This window comes from Pseudomonas sp. A6 (assembly GCF_052367875.1).
Taxonomy (GTDB): Bacteria; Pseudomonadota; Gammaproteobacteria; order Pseudomonadales; family Pseudomonadaceae; genus Pseudomonas; species Pseudomonas citronellolis.
In genome coordinates this window covers 441,877-456,382 of sequence record NZ_CP198970.1, presented here as the reverse complement: position 1 = coordinate 456,382, position 14,506 = coordinate 441,877, and the positions used below count along the sequence as shown (strand labels likewise).

The 14,506-nt window shown below is 69.2% G+C and carries 14 protein-coding genes; 3 read left to right on the top strand and 11 right to left on the bottom strand.

The window, feature by feature from the left end; all coding sequences use genetic code 11:
- Positions 1-84 precede the first annotated feature (84 nt).
- Positions 85-738, top strand: coding sequence for an isoprenoid biosynthesis glyoxalase ElbB (gene elbB / locus ACTWJ5_RS02015; protein ID WP_074978017.1), 654 nt, complete (start codon positions 85-87; stop codon positions 736-738).
- 113 nt (positions 739-851) lie between these two features.
- Here elbB and ACTWJ5_RS02010 read toward each other — a convergent pair whose 3' ends face one another.
- From ACTWJ5_RS02010 to ACTWJ5_RS01985, 6 genes are all read right to left on the bottom strand, one after another.
- Positions 852-1,304 (bottom strand): YaiI/YqxD family protein, encoded by a 453-nt coding sequence (locus ACTWJ5_RS02010; protein ID WP_074978018.1) that lies wholly within the window; start codon positions 1,302-1,304, stop codon positions 852-854.
- Between the two features lie 68 nt (positions 1,305-1,372).
- A complete protein-coding gene (locus ACTWJ5_RS02005; RefSeq protein ID WP_444437367.1) occupies positions 1,373-3,268 on the bottom strand; it encodes an FTR1 family protein in 1,896 nt (631 codons plus the stop codon).
- Between the two features lie 77 nt (positions 3,269-3,345).
- Positions 3,346-3,975, bottom strand: coding sequence for a LysE family transporter (locus tag ACTWJ5_RS02000; protein ID WP_249918110.1), 630 nt, complete (start codon positions 3,973-3,975; stop codon positions 3,346-3,348).
- 366 nt (positions 3,976-4,341) lie between these two features.
- Entirely contained in the window at positions 4,342-5,100 is a 759-nt protein-coding gene (locus tag ACTWJ5_RS01995; protein WP_074978023.1) for a TerC family protein, read from the bottom strand.
- A gap of 39 nt (positions 5,101-5,139) precedes the next feature.
- Entirely contained in the window at positions 5,140-5,700 is a 561-nt protein-coding gene (locus tag ACTWJ5_RS01990; protein WP_074978026.1) for a mechanosensitive ion channel family protein, read from the bottom strand.
- Entirely contained in the window at positions 5,700-7,613 is a 1,914-nt protein-coding gene (locus ACTWJ5_RS01985) for an ATP-binding cassette domain-containing protein (RefSeq protein WP_444437366.1), read from the bottom strand. Before ACTWJ5_RS01985 ends, ACTWJ5_RS01990 begins: the two co-directional genes overlap by 1 nt.
- A 47-nt stretch (positions 7,614-7,660) precedes the next feature.
- On the opposite strand from ACTWJ5_RS01985, the gene ACTWJ5_RS01980 reads away from it, so the two are divergent.
- Positions 7,661-8,134, top strand: a complete 474-nt coding sequence (locus tag ACTWJ5_RS01980) for a TIGR02444 family protein (protein WP_444437365.1) — start codon at positions 7,661-7,663, stop codon at positions 8,132-8,134.
- Here the strand turns inward: ACTWJ5_RS01980 and ACTWJ5_RS01975 are convergent.
- From ACTWJ5_RS01975 to ACTWJ5_RS01965, 3 genes are all read right to left on the bottom strand, one after another.
- The gene (locus ACTWJ5_RS01975; protein ID WP_444437364.1) at positions 8,131-9,363 is read right to left on the bottom strand and encodes an AlgP family protein; all 1,233 of its coding nucleotides are present in this window, start codon (positions 9,361-9,363) and stop codon (positions 8,131-8,133) included. The two genes, ACTWJ5_RS01980 and ACTWJ5_RS01975, sit on opposite strands and share 4 nt — an antisense overlap.
- Before the next feature lie 324 nt (positions 9,364-9,687).
- Positions 9,688-10,155: an Rsd/AlgQ family anti-sigma factor gene (locus ACTWJ5_RS01970; protein WP_074978036.1), complete on the bottom strand. Its 468-nt coding sequence runs from the start codon at positions 10,153-10,155 to the stop codon at positions 9,688-9,690.
- Positions 10,156-10,401: 246 nt separating this feature from the next.
- Positions 10,402-10,884 (bottom strand): disulfide bond formation protein B, encoded by a 483-nt coding sequence (locus tag ACTWJ5_RS01965; protein WP_074978039.1) that lies wholly within the window; start codon positions 10,882-10,884, stop codon positions 10,402-10,404.
- A gap of 114 nt (positions 10,885-10,998) precedes the next feature.
- On the opposite strand from ACTWJ5_RS01965, the gene ACTWJ5_RS01960 reads away from it, so the two are divergent.
- Complete coding sequence (locus tag ACTWJ5_RS01960) at positions 10,999-12,087, top strand: PQQ-dependent sugar dehydrogenase (protein WP_444437363.1); 1,089 nt, start codon at positions 10,999-11,001, stop codon at positions 12,085-12,087.
- Positions 12,088-12,149: 62 nt separating this feature from the next.
- Here ACTWJ5_RS01960 and ACTWJ5_RS01955 read toward each other — a convergent pair whose 3' ends face one another.
- Both ACTWJ5_RS01955 and ACTWJ5_RS01950 read right to left on the bottom strand, forming a co-directional pair.
- Positions 12,150-13,388, bottom strand: a complete 1,239-nt coding sequence (locus ACTWJ5_RS01955; protein WP_444437362.1) for a heme biosynthesis HemY N-terminal domain-containing protein — start codon at positions 13,386-13,388, stop codon at positions 12,150-12,152.
- Positions 13,385-14,500 (bottom strand): uroporphyrinogen-III C-methyltransferase, encoded by a 1,116-nt coding sequence (locus tag ACTWJ5_RS01950; RefSeq protein ID WP_444437361.1) that lies wholly within the window; start codon positions 14,498-14,500, stop codon positions 13,385-13,387. The genes ACTWJ5_RS01955 and ACTWJ5_RS01950 overlap by 4 nt, the downstream gene beginning before the upstream one ends.
- Positions 14,501-14,506 lie beyond the last annotated feature (6 nt).

Genomic DNA, 14,506 nt, shown 5'->3' with positions numbered 1-14,506 from the left:
CAACGGCCGCCGGTGACAACCCGGCCGGCATATGGCGACAGCCACGTCGCCGCCACCGGCCAACCCCGAACCAGGAGTACCTGCATGCACAAGAAAGTTGCCGTCATCCTCTCCGGCTGCGGCGTCTACGACGGCGCCGAGATCCACGAAAGCGTGATCACCCTGCTGCGCCTGTCCCAGCGCGGCGCGCAGGTGCAGTGCTTCGCCCCGGACATCGCCCAGCACCACGTGGTCAACCACCTCACCGGCGAGGAAATGCCGGAGAGCCGCAACGTGCTGGTGGAATCCGCGCGCATCGCCCGCGGCGAGATCAAGGACGTGCGCGAGGCGAAGGTCGAGGACTTCGACGCGCTCATCGTCCCCGGCGGCTTCGGCGCAGCGAAGAACCTGTCCAACTTCGCCTTCGAGGGCGACCAGTGCGAGGTCGAGTCGGACGTGCTGGCCCTGGCCAAGGCCTTCGCCGCCGCGCACAAGCCGGTGGGCCTGATCTGCATCGCCCCGGCCATGGCCGAGCGCATCTACGGCCCGGGCATCGAATGCACCATCGGCTGCGACGCCGACACCGCCGCCGCCCTCACCCGCATGGGCGCCAAGCACGTCGACTGCCCGGTGGACGAGATAGTCGAGGACAGCCGCCACAAGCTGGTGACCACCCCGGCCTACATGCTGGCGCAGAACATCGCCGAGGCGGCCAGCGGGATCAACAAGCTGGTGGATCGGGTGCTGGAGTTGGCCTAAGGCAGGCTTGGAGCTGGAGGCTGGAGGCTGGAGGCTGGAGGCTGGAGGCTGGAGGCTGGAGGCTGGAAGTCGTACGGCTTCTAGCTTTCGGCTTCAAGCTTCCAGCGTCTCTTTTAGCTTCTGCTCAACCGCGTCAACAACCGATCCAGCGCATTGGCGAAAGCCTGCCGATCCTTGTCGCCATAAGGCGCCTGGCCGCCGCCCATCTGCCCCTGGTCGCGCAGGTCGGTGAGCAGGTTGCGCATGGCCAGGCGCTCGCCCATGTTCTTCGCGTCGAACTCGCGGCCGCGCGGGTCCAGGGCGTCCACGCCCTTCTTCACCAGGCGGTCGGCCAGCGGCACGTCGCTGCAGATCACCAGGTCGCCCGGCTCGGCCTGCTCCACCAGGTAATCGTCGGCGGCGTCCATGCCGCTGGGCACCACCACCAGGCTGACGCAGGCGAACGGCGGCTTGGCCACCGGCTGGCCGGCGACCATCACCACTTCCAGCTTGCGCTTCAGGGCGAACTTCGCCACCAGTTCCTTCGCCGCGCGCGGGCAGGCGTCGGCATCGATCCAGATACGCATCGGACTCGTTTCCCGAAAATGACGACGGCCAGTATCGCACTGGCCGTCGGGGTTTGCCGCGCGCCGCCTCAGGGCAGCGCCGCGGCCTTGCGTTTCTCCGCCAGCAGGCTGCGCCCGTAGAGCACGGCCACCGCCAGCAGCGCCAGGGCCTGGGCCGACAGCGAGTAGGCGTCGGCCTTGATGCCCAGCCAGTCGAAGTCGAAGAAGGGCACCGGGCGGGTGCCGATCACCCCGGCTTCCTGCAGGGCCACCACGCCGTGCCCGGCGAAGACCACCGAGAGCGCGCAGAGCAGCGCGGCGTTGACGGTGAAGAACAGCTTCAGCGGCAGTTTCGCCGAGCCGCGCAGGATCACCCAGGCCAGGCCGATCAGCAGCACCACCGCGCAGCCGGCGCCGGCGATGACCGCGCTGTGCCCGGCCGGGCCGGCCTGCAGCCAGAGGGTTTCGTAGAACAGGATGACCTCGAACAGCTCGCGGTACACCGAGAAGAACGCCAGCACGGCGAAGCCGAAGCGCCCGCCGCCGCCCACCAGGCTGCTGCGGATGTAGTCCTGCCAGGCCGCGGCGTGGCGGCGGTCGTGCATCCACACGCCGAGCCAGAGCACCATCACGCAGGCGAACAGCGAGGTGAAGCCCTCCATCAGCTCGCGCTGGGCGCCGCCGATGTCGATCACGTAGGCCGCCAGCGCCCAGGTGGCGAAGCCGGCGACGAAGGCCAGGCCCCAGCCGACGTGCACGCCGCGGGTGGCGGCTTCCTGCCCGGTGTTGCGCAGGAAGGCGAGGATGGCGGCGAGCACCAGGATGGCTTCCACGCCCTCGCGCAGCAGGATCAGCAGGGCCGAGACGAAGCTGATGGTGCTGCTCAGGGAGTCGCCGCTCAGCGCCTTGGCGGCCTCGCCGAGCTTGCCCTTGGCACGCTCCAGCTGCTGCGCCACCTGGGCTTCGGGCAGGCCGTCGCGCAGCGTCTGGCGGTAGGCCATGAGTTCTTTCTCGGTGGCCTTGCGCAGGGTGGCGTCGACGTTGTCCAGCGAGCTTTCCACCAGCTCGAAGCCTTCCAGGTAGGCTGCGACCGAGAGGTCGTAGGCCTGGTCGTGGTCGCCCTGGCGGTATATGGCGAAGCTCTTGTCCAGGGTGGCGGCGGTGTAGTCGATCAGTTGCGCCGGGCCGCGGTGCTCCAGCGGCGGGTGGGCGCGCAGGGCGCGGAAGCTCTGCGCGGCGGCATCACCGTCACGGGCGGCCACTTCGGCCGGGGTCTGGGTGGCCAGGCTCGCCAGCGGGTAGGCATGGGCGCCGTCGGGCTGGGCCTCGGCGGCGCTCAGGCCAGCCACGTAGGCGGCCAGGTCCCAGCGCTGGCGCTCGTCCAGCTGGTCGGCGAAGGCCGGCATGTCGGTGCCGGCGATGCCCAGGCCGATCACCGTGCGCAGGTCGTAGAGGCTCAGCTGGTCCAGGCGCGCGCGGGCCGTGAGGTCGGCCGGCGGCGGCTGCAGGCCGATGCCCGCCGGGCCGTCGCCCTTGCCGGTGTCACCGTGGCAGATCGAGCACTGCTGGGCGAAGAGGGGCGCGCCGCGGGCCGGGTCGGGAGTGATGGCGGGGGTCTGCACCACCTGGTAGACGTCCGCCAGGCGCGCTTCCAGGTGCCGCGCCTGCTGCGCCACCAGGGCGCCGGGCTGGCGCTGCTCGATGGCACGGCGCAGGCCGGCCACCTCGCGCTCCAGGTCGGCCCGCTCGGGGCGCGCCGGCAGGGCCAGCAGCAACGCCTGCAGCTGGCCGGCGAACTCCAGTTGCTCCTTGTATTCGGCGGCGTCGAGCACCTGCCCGGCGTTCACCGTCGGCGGGTAGTCGGCAGCCAGGTAGCTCAGCAGGTGCAGGGCCTGGGAGGGGTCGACCGGCACATCGGCCAGGGCCGTAAGGCTGGCGCCGCAAAGCAGCGGCAGCAGCCAGATGAGAAGCTTTGGAAGGCGCATGGCGGAAGGCGAATGAGAATGGAGGGCGCCAATACTACTCCGCCACCATTCGGGCGCCTAGGCGGCGCCCGTCGGCTTCACACCGGGGCGCGGCGGACGGTGGCCAGCAGCGCGGCGGCGCCGAGGAACAGGCTGGCGAAGGTGCGGTTCATCAGCCGTTGCTGGCGCGGCGAACGCAGCGCGCGCAGCACCCGCGCGGCCAGCCCGGTGTAGCCGGCCATGACGATCAGGTCGACGCAGATCATGGTCGCGCCCATGATCACGTACTGCATCGCCATCGGCCGGTGCGGGTCGACGAACTGCGGCAGCACGGCGAGCATGAAGATCACCGCCTTGGGGTTGCTGGCGTTGACCAGGAAGCCGCGCAGCACCAGGCTCAGCGGGCGGCCGATGGGGCGCTCGGCGTCGGCCTGCATCACCTGCGGGGCGGCGCTCCACTGGCGCCAGGCGAGGTAGGCCAGGTAGACCACGCCGAACCACTTGATGACGCTGAAGGCCAGCGCCGAGGTGGCCAGCAGCGCGCCGACGCCGGCGGCGACCACGGCGATCTGCAGGGCCAGGCCGATCTGCAGGCCCAGGGCGTTCCAGTAGCCGCGCCAGAAGCCGTACTGCAGGCCGCAGGACATCGAGGCGATGGCCCCGGCGCCGGGCGACAGGCTGATCACCCAGCAGGCGATGAAGAAGGCGAACCAGGTACTGGCGAGCATGGTGGACCTCGTGGCGAAAAATCTTGTTACGGGTAACCAGTGTGCCCGAGTCGCACGTTGCCGTGTAGGGCGCCGACGAAGTCCGTAGGAGCGACTGTCTATTGGGTTCCCGCGTTCGCGGGAATGACGTCGGAAAACACGAATCTTAATCCCGTCATTCCCGCGAACGCGGGACGCGGCTCCATCGCGAACAGCGCTTGCGCTGGCCCGAAGGGGAATAACCCAGAAAACAACGTAGGAGTGGATCTCATCCGCGAATCGCGCCGATACCTCCGGCATTCCCCTGTAGGAGCGCGCCCTGCGCGCGAATCGCGGGCAGGGCCCGCTCCTACAGGTGTGGAGGAAGCCCGGCGCGGAGCCGGCCGATCAGCTCGGCAGGTCCTTGCGCAGTTTCACCGGCTCTTCGCCGCGCTTGCGCGCCAGGGCGCCGCGCAGGCGGATGTTGAGGGCTTCCACCGCCAGCGAGAAGGCCATGGCGAAGTAGACGTAGCCCTTGGGCACGTGGACCTCGAAGGCCTCGGCCACCAGCACGGTGCCGACCACGATGAGGAACGACAGCGCCAGCATCTTCAGCGACGGGTGCTTGTCGATGAAGTCGCTGATGGTGCCGGCGGCGAGCATCATCACGCCGACCGAGATGACGATGGCGGCGATCATCACCGGTACGTTCTGCACCAGGCCCACGGCGGTGATCACCGAGTCCAGGGAGAAGATGATGTCGATGATCGCGATCTGCACGATCACCGCCATGAAGCCGCGGCTCTTGGCGCTGCCCTGCCCGCCTTCCTCGGCGCCTTCCAGGCTGTGGTAGATCTCCATGGTGCTCTTGAACAGCAGGAACAGGCCGCCGAAGAACAGGATCAGGTCGCGCCCGGAAACGCCCTGGCCGAACACCTCGAAGAGGTCGGCGGTCAGGCGCATCACCCAGGTGATCGACAGCAGCAGGAGAATCCGCGTACCCATCGCCAGCGCCAGGCCGAAGAACCGCGCCTTGGGCTGCTGCGCCGCCGGCAGGCGGCTGACCAGGATGGAGATGAAGATGATGTTGTCGATGCCCAGGACGATCTCCAGGGCGGTCAGGGTCAGAAAGGCAACCCAGATTTCAGGGCTAGCGAGCCATTCCATAGTGCGTGGGTATCCGTGTGGGAACAGGGGTTGTGGTTGTTATCTTCCGCTGCTCAGCCCGGGCCCTTTCCAGCGCCGGATGGCCTTCTGGAAGAACAGGCTATTGGGCACCTGCAGCAGGGCGCTGGTGCCGTCCTCGAAGGTTTCCTCGAGGGTGGTGTAGAGCAGGTTGATGGCGCTGACGCGGCCCTTCACGCCGGGCTTGTCGGCCGACTCGATGACCTCCACCAGGTCGCCCAGGCGGAACGGCCCGACGGTGAAGATCAGCACCGCGCAGAACAGGTTGGAGAGCACGCTCCAGATGGCGAAGAAGGCCACCGCGGCGACCGCGACGAAGCCGGTCAGCGCGGTCCACAGCACCTGGGCGGAAACCCCCAGGCGCTCCAGCACCATCATCAGCGCCGAGCCCATGATCAGCCAGCGCAGGCCGCCACGCAGCGGCAGCAGCAGTTCGTGGGGGATCGGGTAGCGCAGGGCCAGGCGGTTCAGCCCGCGCGCCACCATGCGCTGCAGCACCCAGGCCAGCAGCAGGATGAGGATGATCTGCAGGCCGCGCAGCAACGGATCGCTCCAGGCGACGAGCAGCGGCAGGTCTTCCATCACTCGGCCCCTTCGAGCTGGGCCTGGAGGTTCTCCAGGGTTTCCAGGGCCACCAGCCAGGCTTCCTCGACCTCGGCCTCGCGGGCTTTCAGGCTCGCCTGCCGGGCCAGCAGGTCACGCAGTTCGTCCTTGCGCGCGTTCTCGTAGAGGGCGCTGTCGCCGAGCTTTTCCTCCAGCGCGGCGAGCTTGTCGTGGATGCCGCCCAGGTCCTTCTCCAGCTTGTCCGCCTCGCGCTTGTGCGGCGCCAGCTGCTGGCGCAATGCGGCGGCGGCCTGGCGCTGGGCGCGCTTGTCGGTCTTCTCGACAGACGCTGCGCCGGCATTGGCGACCGGCGCCTGGCGCGCGCGGAAATCCACCAGCCAGCGGGCATAGTCGTCGAGGTCGCCGTCGAAGTCCTGCACGCGGCCGTCGGCCACCAGCAGGAACTGGTCGGTGGTGCTCTTGAGCAGGTGACGGTCGTGGGACACCACCACCACCGCCCCGGAGAATTCCTGCAGGGCCATGGTCAGGGCCAGGCGCATCTCCAGGTCGAGGTGGTTGGTCGGCTCGTCCAGCAGCAGCAGGTTGGGCTTCTGCCAGGCGATCAGGGCCAGCGCCAGGCGCGCTTTCTCGCCGCCGGAGAAATTCAGCACCGGCTCGTCGCAGCGCGCGCCGCGGAAGTCGAAGCCGCCGAGGAAGTCGCGCAGGATCTGCTCGCGCTCGCCCGGGGCGATGCGCTGCAGGTGCAGCAGCGGGCTGGCCTTGGCGTCCAGCGAGTCGAGCTGGTGCTGGGCGAAGTAGCCGATGGCGAGGTTCTCGCCGCGCGCCAGGTGCCCGGCCAGTAGCGGCAGGTCGCCGGAAAGGGTCTTGATCAGGGTCGACTTGCCGGCGCCGTTGGGGCCCAGCAGGCCGATGCGCGCGCCGGGCACCAGTTGCAGCTTGACCTTCTCCAGCACCGTCTTCTCGCCGTAGCCCAGGCGCGCCTCGGACAGGTCCAGCAGCGGGCTGGAAATCTTGTCCGACTCGCGGAAGACGAAGTCGAACGGCGAGTCGACATGGGCCGGGGCCAGCTCCTCCAGGCGTTCCAGGGCCTTGATGCGGCTCTGTGCCTGGCGCGCCTTGGTGGCTTGGGCGCGGAAGCGGGCGATGTACTTTTCCATGTGGGCGCGCTGCGCCTGCTGCTTCTCGTAGGCCTGCTGCTGTTGCGCCAGGCGCTCGGCGCGGGTGCGCTCGAAGGCCGAGTAGCCGCCGCGGTAGAGCGTCAGCTTGCGCTGTTCGAGGTGCGCCACGTGGTCGACCACGGCGTCGAGGAAATCGCGGTCGTGGGAAATGAGGATGAGCGTGCCCGGGTAGCCCTTCAGCCACTCCTCCAGCCAGAGGATGGCGTCGAGGTCGAGGTGGTTGGTGGGTTCGTCGAGCAGCAGCAGCTCGGACGGGCACATCAGTGCCTGGGCCAGGTTCAGGCGCATCCGCCAGCCGCCGGAGAAGTCGCCGACGCGGCGCTCCATCTGCTCGGCGGTGAAGCCCAGGCCGGCCAGCAGCTTGCGCGCCCGCGCGTCGGCGGTGTAGCCGTCGGCGTTGTCCAGTTCGGTGTGCAGGCGCGCCACGGCGGCGCCGTCATGGGCGTTCTCGGCGGCGGCCAGCTGCGCCTGGATCTCGCGCAGGCGCACGTCGCCGTCGAGGACGTAGTCCACGGCCTGGCGCTCGAGGGTGTCCACCTCCTGGCGCATGTGCGCGATGCGCCAGTCGGCGGGAATCCGGTAGTCGCCGGCGTCCTGGCCGAGCTGGCCACGCAGCAGGGCGAACAGGCTCGACTTGCCGGCGCCGTTGGCGCCGATCAGGCCGACTTTCTGGCCAGCATGCAAGGTCAGTTCGGCACCTTCCAGCAAGCGCTGGGGGCCACGCTGTAGCGTAAGATTTTGTAGTCGAATCATGGCGGCGGAGTTTATCAGCTTCGCCGCGCAACCGCTGTGGGAGCCCTATGACAGAAGATATCTGGTCGTTTGCCCTCGACCTCTATGCGCAGCCGGGCGTCGAGGCGGCCTGCCTGGACTTGCAGGAAGCCGGCGCCGACGTCTGCCTGCTGCTGGCCGGGGCCTGGTTCGCCGCCTGTGGCCGGGCCTGCTCCGGACAACGCCTGGATACCCTGGCGAAGGCCTCCGCCAACTGGCAACGCGAGGTGGTGAAGCCGCTGCGGACGCTACGCCAGCAGTGGAAGACCGCGGCACGGAACGACGCCCACCTGGAGGAATTGCGGGAAACCCTGAAAACGCTGGAGCTGCGCGCCGAACGCCTGCAACTGGAACGGCTGGCGGAAGCGGGACTGGACTGGACGGAAGCGGGAAGGGACGAACTGGACGCCTGGCTGCAGGGCTGCGCCGGCGAGGCAGGGAAGGCTCGCCGCAGTGCGCTGCAACAGCTGCGCACCGCGGCGGCTTCGCGAGCGGCGTCTTAGGAAGCGCTGCTCGGAGTGGCGGTCGGAGCGCTCGGCGCTACCGGAGCCGGTGCGGCACTGGCGACCGGAGCGGTCGACGCGGCCGGGGCAGCGGGAGCAGCCGGGGTAGCGGCCGGAGCTGCAGGCTTGGCGGCGACGGCGGGCTTGGCCGCGGGTTTCGCAGCGGCGGGCTTGGCGGCCGGTTTGGCAGCAGGCTTCGCAGCGGCAGGCTTGGCAGCCGGTTTGGCGGCGGGCTTCGCAGCAGCAGGCTTGGCGGCCGGTTTGGCAGCAGGCTTCACAGCGGCGGGCTTGGCAGCCGGTTTGGCGGCAGGCTTCGCAGCAGCAGGCTTGGCGGCCGGTTTGGCAGCAGGCTTCGCAGCGGCAGGCTTGGCAGCCGGTTTGGCGGCGGGCTTCGCAGCAGCGGGCTTGGCAGCCGGTTTGGCGGCGGGCTTCGCGGCGGCAGCCTTGGCAGCCGGTTTGGCGGCGGGCTTCGCAGCAGCAGTTTTAGCAGCCGGCTTGGCGGCAGGCTTCGCAGCAGCAGCTTTGGCAGCCGGCTTGGCGGCGGGCTTCGCGGCAGCAGCTTTGGCAGCCGGCTTCGCGGCGGGCTTCGCAGCGGCAGCTTTGGCAGCCGGTTTAGCGGCGGGCTTCGCAGCAGCAGTTTTAGCAGCCGGCTTGGCGGCGGGCTTCGCGGCAGCAGCCTTGGCAGCCGGTTTGGCGGCAGGCTTCGCAGCAGCAGGCTTGGCAGCCGGCTTGGCGGCAACGGCCTTGGCGGCCGGTTTGGCGGCAGGCTTGGCAGCGGCAGCCTTGACCACCGGCTTGGCGGCAACGGGCTTGGCGGCGGCAACGGGCTTGCGGCTGGACAGCGACTTACCGACCGCTTCCTTCACCTTGCTCACGCCCTGGGCCAGCTTCAGGCTTTCCTGGACGTCACGCTTGAGGTTGGCGATGTAGGTGCGGGTTTCCGCCTGGCGGCTCTTCAGAGTTTCCAGCACCTCTTCCAGCTCTGCGATGCCGGCCTTGGCCTTGGCTTGTGCCTTGGCCTTCCCGGCCTTGCCTGCTTCCTGCAGTTTGGTGCGTGCCTTGTGCAGTTTGTCCTGCGCTTTGGCACGTTGCTTTTCCAGCTTGGCGTGCAGTTTCTCGGAGTCCACCAGGGCCTGCTTGCAGGCGGTCTCCAGATGCTCGATCAGACTGTTGGAAAGTTGCTGCAGCAGATGCAAAGGGGTGGTGACAGGTTTCTTGTTGGCCGACATGACGTGCCTCCTGGCGTACGTGGTTGCGCCCATACTAGACCCGCGCAGGCCCTCTCGCCAACGCCCCCATAAAGCTGAAACCCGCGCCAGGCACAATCTGCAGCCGTTTTTCCACAGGCCGGAGAGCAGCCCGCGGACACGCTATCTCCAGCGCCCCCCTCGCCAACGACGCCACAGACTGCCGCCACGAGGCCGTCAGGCGGAACTTACCGAAAGGCTGTAAGCCACGTGGTACGTGGCTTACAGCCATCTCAACGAGGTTTTCGCAGGCATGAAAAAAGGGCGCGTCCGCAAGGACAGCGCCCCTTTTCCCGCCCGCCAAAATCAGGCAGTGACCGTGCGCTGTTCGTGGGCGTTGTGCAGCACCTCGATCAGGCAATCTTCCAGCTCGAAACGCTCGTGAAGCTGTTGGCACAGCAGCTTCAACTCGCTGGTGAGGCAGGTGCCTTCGCGGCAATCGCCATTGTCGCAGCGATCGTTGAAGTTCAGCGCGGACGCGGTGATGGCTTCCAGGCGCGGGTAGATCTGCTTGGCCAGTTCCAGGCCACGCGCATCGCCAAAGGCCTTGGCCTCGTCCATCAGCTGTTCGTAGACCTCGAAGTGGCCAGCGGAGACGTAGTCCAGCAGTCGCTGGCAGAAGTTCTCCAGCCCCTCGCCGTTGACGGCGGGTGCCTGGGGCCCGGATAGCGAATCGAAGGCCTGGATGAGTTCCTGGCGGTCACGCAACCAGCGGTCGATCAGCTGGTGGACGCCTCCCCAACGTTCCTGGGCATTGCGGCAGCTCTCGAGCATCTTGTCCTCGCTTCCCTCGGCCTGTCCCGGCGGTTCCACGGCGGGACAATTCTCTGTCGAATGCGGGCACTCGCCGGCGTTCTACCGCTCTGATGGCGGAATCCCGGCGGTGCGGAAGACCAGAGTATGCCCGCGGGATGTCCGCTTCAAGACACCTTTCGCGGGAAAATTCATACGAGCGTTTAATCGGCAGCCCGCGGCGGCGCTGGCTTCGCGCCGTAGGACAGTTCTGCCGCCGCGCGGCGATCAGCCGCGGCGCAGAAACTGGAAGACGGCGAACAGGGCGAAGCCGACGAAGGCCAGCAGGCTCCACTCCGGGATGCTCAGGCTGAGCAGCGTCCAGGTCACCTCGGCGCAGTCGGCCGAGCCGTGGAACATGGTCCAGAGGATGTCCGCGTAGGGCATGGTCTGCATCATGTAGTCCAGCGGCGGCAGGCAGGAAGGCAACTGGTCCGGCGGCAGGGTCTGCAGCCAGATCTGCCGGCCGGCGGTAGCGGCGCCGCCCAGCGAGCAGAGCAGCACCAGCACCGAGTAGATGCGCCGGCCGCGGCCATGCAGCGCGGCGATCAGCGAGAACAGCCCGGCGCCGGCGAAGAAGATGCGCTGCACGATGCACAGCGGGCAGGGTTCCAGGCCAACGACGTACTGCAGGTAGAAACCGGCGCCAAGCATGGCGGCACAGGCGAGGAAGGCGAGGAAGAACAGGGAACGCGGGCTGGCCAGGTTCATGGCGGCTCCAGTGGCACGGCATTTTCGGAAAGGCCGCTACGGTAGAGGAAATTCCGCGGGCCTTTCAAGGCGGCGGGCTAGACTGGGCCGGACAGCCATCAGGGAATTCCTACCATGCGTCGACAGCTGATCCTACTCGCCGCGCTGCTGTTCGTCCCCCTCCCCGGCGCATTCGCCGCCTCGGTCGTGGAGCGGCTCAAGGTGCCCGAGGGGTTCCGCATCGAAGTGCTCAGCGACCAGGTACCCAACGCCCGCGCCATGGCCCTGGGCAGCAAGGGCACGCTCTTCGTCGGCAGCCGCGAGGCCGGCAAGGTGTATGCCCTGCGCCCCGGCGAACAACGCCCGCGGGTGATCGCCAGCGGCCTGAAGATGCCCAGCGGCGTGGCCTTCCACCAGGGCGATCTGTACGTCTCGGCTGTCAGCCGCCTCTACGTGCTGCGCGACATCGAGACGCACCTGGACGCGCCGCCGCAACCCGAGGAACTGCCGCCGCAGTTCCCCAGCAAGACGCACCACGGCTGGAAGTTCATCGCCTTCGGCCCCGACGGCAAGCTCTACGTGCCGGTGGGCGCGCCCTGCAACATCTGCCGCCCGGACCGCGAGCGCTACGCCAACCTGCAACGCATGCAGCCGGACGGCAGCCAGCGCGAGGTGGTGGCCTATGGCGTGCGCAACACCGTGGGCTTCGACTGGGATGCCCGGGGCCGGCTGTGGTTCACCGACAACGGCCGCGACCTGCTCGGCGACGACCAGCCCGATGACGAACTGAACCGCGTGGACAAGGCCGGCGACGACTTCGGCTACCCGGACTGCCACGCCGGGAACATCGCCGACCCGGAGTTCGCCCAGCGCCCCTGCTCGGCCTTCGTGGCGCCGGTGGCCGGCCTCGGCGCCCACGTGGCGGCGCTGGGCATGCGTTTCTACAGCGGCGAGCAGTTCCCCGCCGAGTACCGTGGCAACGTCTTCATCGCCGAGCATGGCTCGTGGAACCGCAGCCGCAAGGTCGGCTACCGGGTGGTGCGCGTCGAGCTGAACGCGGACGGTTCGCTGAAACGCCAGAGCCTGTTCGCCGAAGGCTGGCTGCAACCCGGCGAGGAAGTGCTGGGACGCCCCGCCGACGTGCTGGTGGCCGCGGACGGTTCGCTGCTGGTGAGCGACGACATGGCCGGGGCGATCTACCGCATCCGCTACGTCGGCAAGTAGGCGAAAGCCGTCAGCCAAAACGAAAGCGGCGCCCGAGGGCGCCGCGTTTCATCCGAACCTTCTTACGCTTTCGCCGGCAACTGGGCAGGCGTGCCTACGGGCGCGCCGAACAGGCCGAGGCCTTCCTGGAACAGCCTGTTGCTGCGCTCGGTCTCCCCCAGGTGCGCCAGCAGGCGCGCAAGCTCGGCACAGGTCTCGGCGCTGTGCTGGCGGGCCAGGCTGGCCTCCAGGTAGTCGCGGGCCTTGCCCCAGAGCTTGTCGGCCAGGCACAGGCGGCCCAGGGACAGGAGCAGCACGGGGTCGTCGGGGCACTTCTTCAGCCAGGCCTCGGCGTTCTGCAGCTGGCGCGCCGGGTCGCCGCCGCGGGCCTTGCCGTAGAGCAGCATCAGGCGCTCGTCGTAGCCTTCCTTGAGGGCCTGGCGCAGGACCTTCTCCGCCTCCTCGGGCGCGCCCAGGCGCAGCAGTTGCTGGGCATAGGCGGCGACCAGCAGCGGCTGGGCGCGCAGGTTGGCGGGCAGGTTCTGCCAGGTCTGGGTGAGCGGCTGCAGAGCCGTCTCGCCCTGCCCCACGCCCTGCTCGCCGGCGGCTTCCAGGGCGGCGATCCAGGCGCGGCGTTCCAGGTCGCTGAGCTGGGCGTTCTCCAGCACGCGTTCCTTGCGCAGTTCCGGCAGCAGGGCCAGCAGCGGGCGCCAGTCCTGCAGGCTGACGTAGAGCTGCTGGAGCAGGCGCAGCACCGTGGGGTGGCGCGGGTGCTCCTCGTGCAGCTTCACCAGCACCGCGCGGGCCGGCTCGAAGGCGCCGCGGTTGATCAGCAGCTGCGCGCGCGTCAGGCCCACGGCCAGGGCCGTGCCGGGCTGGCGTTCGAGGGCGCGGTCGAGTATCTGGTCGCATTCCTCGAAGCGCCCCAGTTCGCTGGCCGCGCGGGCCGCGCCCAGGTAGCTGGGCAGGCTGTGCTCGTTCAGTTCGGCGGCGCGCCGCAGGTGGCGCAGGGCCGGGGCCCAGTGGCCTTCGGCGAGGTCGCGCTGGCCGTGTTCCTCGGCCATTTCGGCGCGGCGGCGGCGGTTGAAGCGCGACCAGGGGTTGACCACCCGCCCGGACACGCCGAGCAGGCGCAGCGCCAGGCGGATGGCCAGGTACAGCAGCCAGACCAGCGCCAGCAGGGCGAGGAAGGTCCACAGGCTGGATTCGTAGCGGAAGCTCTTGTAGGCGATCAGCACGTAGCCCGACTGCTCGGCGATGGCCAGGCCGACCAGGGTGGCGGCCACCACCAGGGCCAGGACCAGCAGGTAGACGCGGCTCATTGGCTACCCTCCGCCTGGGGCGCGGCGGGCGCCTGCTGCTGGTCGAGGGCGGCCTGGTCGCGGCGCACCACGTAGGCCTGCAGGGCACCCAGCGCCGGGGTCAGGTCGGGCGCCTGCACGGCCACCGGCTGCTGTGCCAGTTCGTCGATGCGCAGGCCCAGGGCGCGGCTGTCGGCGAGGTCGGCGTTGAAGAAGTCGCCAAGGATCTGCCGGGCCTGCTTCAGGGCCTGTTCGTAGACTTCCTGGCGCCCGTTGAGCGCGGCCCACTGCGCCTGCTCCAGGGCCAGGCTCAGGGCCAGGCGCACTCGCGTCAGCTGTTGCCCGGAGAGCAGCGGGCGCACGTCCTGGCCGGCGTTGAAGTCGATGCGCACGTAGCGCGAGATGCGTTCCCACCACTGGTCCAGGGTGCTGCTGCCGTCACCCCAGGCGGTGGCCGAGGCCTTGCCCGGGCCTTCCTTGAAGCTGGGCTCCAGCGGTTGCAGCTGGGCGGCCTGCTCGCGCAGCGCGCCGAGCTGCAGGAACAGCCCGGTGCGGTCCGGCTGCGGCAGGCTGCGCAGGGTTTCGAGGCTCTTGGCCAGTTGTGCGCGGGCGGCGAAGGCGCCCGGGTCGTTCTGCGCGCGGAGGATGTCGTCGGCGCCCTGCACCAGTTGGGTGGCGCTGTCGATGTCCTGCAGCGCGGAGAGGCGCAGCGAGGCGAGGCGCATCAGGTGCTCGGCCTCGGCCAGGCGCCATTGCTGGCGGCTCTGCCCAAGAACCTGCTTGAACTGCTGGGCCAACTGCTGCTGGTCGCCCTGCAGTTCGACCACCAGGCGCCGGCGGGCTTCCAGCTCGTCGGCGCTGGGCAGCGCGTCCAGGCGCTTGTCCAGCGCGCTGTTGTGGTTGAGCAGGCTCTGCGCCTCGCCGCGGGTTTCTTCCAGCTGTTGCGCGCGGGCCTGGTCGCGAGCCTGCAACTGCTGCGTCTGCCACAGTCCCCAGCCACCGACGCCGAGGCCGGCGACGCCGACCAGCAGGGCGAGCAGGGCCAGGCCGTTGCCGGACCGGGCCGGAGCGGGCGGGGTTGGCTCGACGGGGGTATCTTGCGGGGTGTCTTGGGGAGTGACGGCTTCGCTCACAGGTCC

What these genes read in the sequence shown, in the direction of transcription:
- elbB (WP_074978017.1), top strand. Translation starts at nt 85, where the DNA reads ATGCACAAGAAAGTTGCCGTCATCCTCTCCGGCTGCGGCGTCTACGAC.
- ACTWJ5_RS02010 (WP_074978018.1), bottom strand. Translation starts at nt 1,304, where the DNA reads ATGCGTATCTGGATCGATGCCGACGCCTGCCCGCGCGCGGCGAAGGAA.
- ACTWJ5_RS02005 (WP_444437367.1), bottom strand. Translation starts at nt 3,268, where the DNA reads ATGCGCCTTCCAAAGCTTCTCATCTGGCTGCTGCCGCTGCTTTGCGGC.
- ACTWJ5_RS02000 (WP_249918110.1), bottom strand. Translation starts at nt 3,975, where the DNA reads ATGCTCGCCAGTACCTGGTTCGCCTTCTTCATCGCCTGCTGGGTGATC.
- ACTWJ5_RS01995 (WP_074978023.1), bottom strand. Translation starts at nt 5,100, where the DNA reads ATGGAATGGCTCGCTAGCCCTGAAATCTGGGTTGCCTTTCTGACCCTG.
- ACTWJ5_RS01990 (WP_074978026.1), bottom strand. Translation starts at nt 5,700, where the DNA reads ATGGAAGACCTGCCGCTGCTCGTCGCCTGGAGCGATCCGTTGCTGCGC.
- ACTWJ5_RS01985 (WP_444437366.1), bottom strand. Translation starts at nt 7,613, where the DNA reads ATGATTCGACTACAAAATCTTACGCTACAGCGTGGCCCCCAGCGCTTG.
- ACTWJ5_RS01980 (WP_444437365.1), top strand. Translation starts at nt 7,661, where the DNA reads ATGACAGAAGATATCTGGTCGTTTGCCCTCGACCTCTATGCGCAGCCG.
- ACTWJ5_RS01975 (WP_444437364.1), bottom strand. Translation starts at nt 9,363, where the DNA reads ATGTCGGCCAACAAGAAACCTGTCACCACCCCTTTGCATCTGCTGCAG.
- ACTWJ5_RS01970 (WP_074978036.1), bottom strand. Translation starts at nt 10,155, where the DNA reads ATGCTCGAGAGCTGCCGCAATGCCCAGGAACGTTGGGGAGGCGTCCAC.
- ACTWJ5_RS01965 (WP_074978039.1), bottom strand. Translation starts at nt 10,884, where the DNA reads ATGAACCTGGCCAGCCCGCGTTCCCTGTTCTTCCTCGCCTTCCTCGCC.
- ACTWJ5_RS01960 (WP_444437363.1), top strand. Translation starts at nt 10,999, where the DNA reads ATGCGTCGACAGCTGATCCTACTCGCCGCGCTGCTGTTCGTCCCCCTC.
- ACTWJ5_RS01955 (WP_444437362.1), bottom strand. Translation starts at nt 13,388, where the DNA reads ATGAGCCGCGTCTACCTGCTGGTCCTGGCCCTGGTGGTGGCCGCCACC.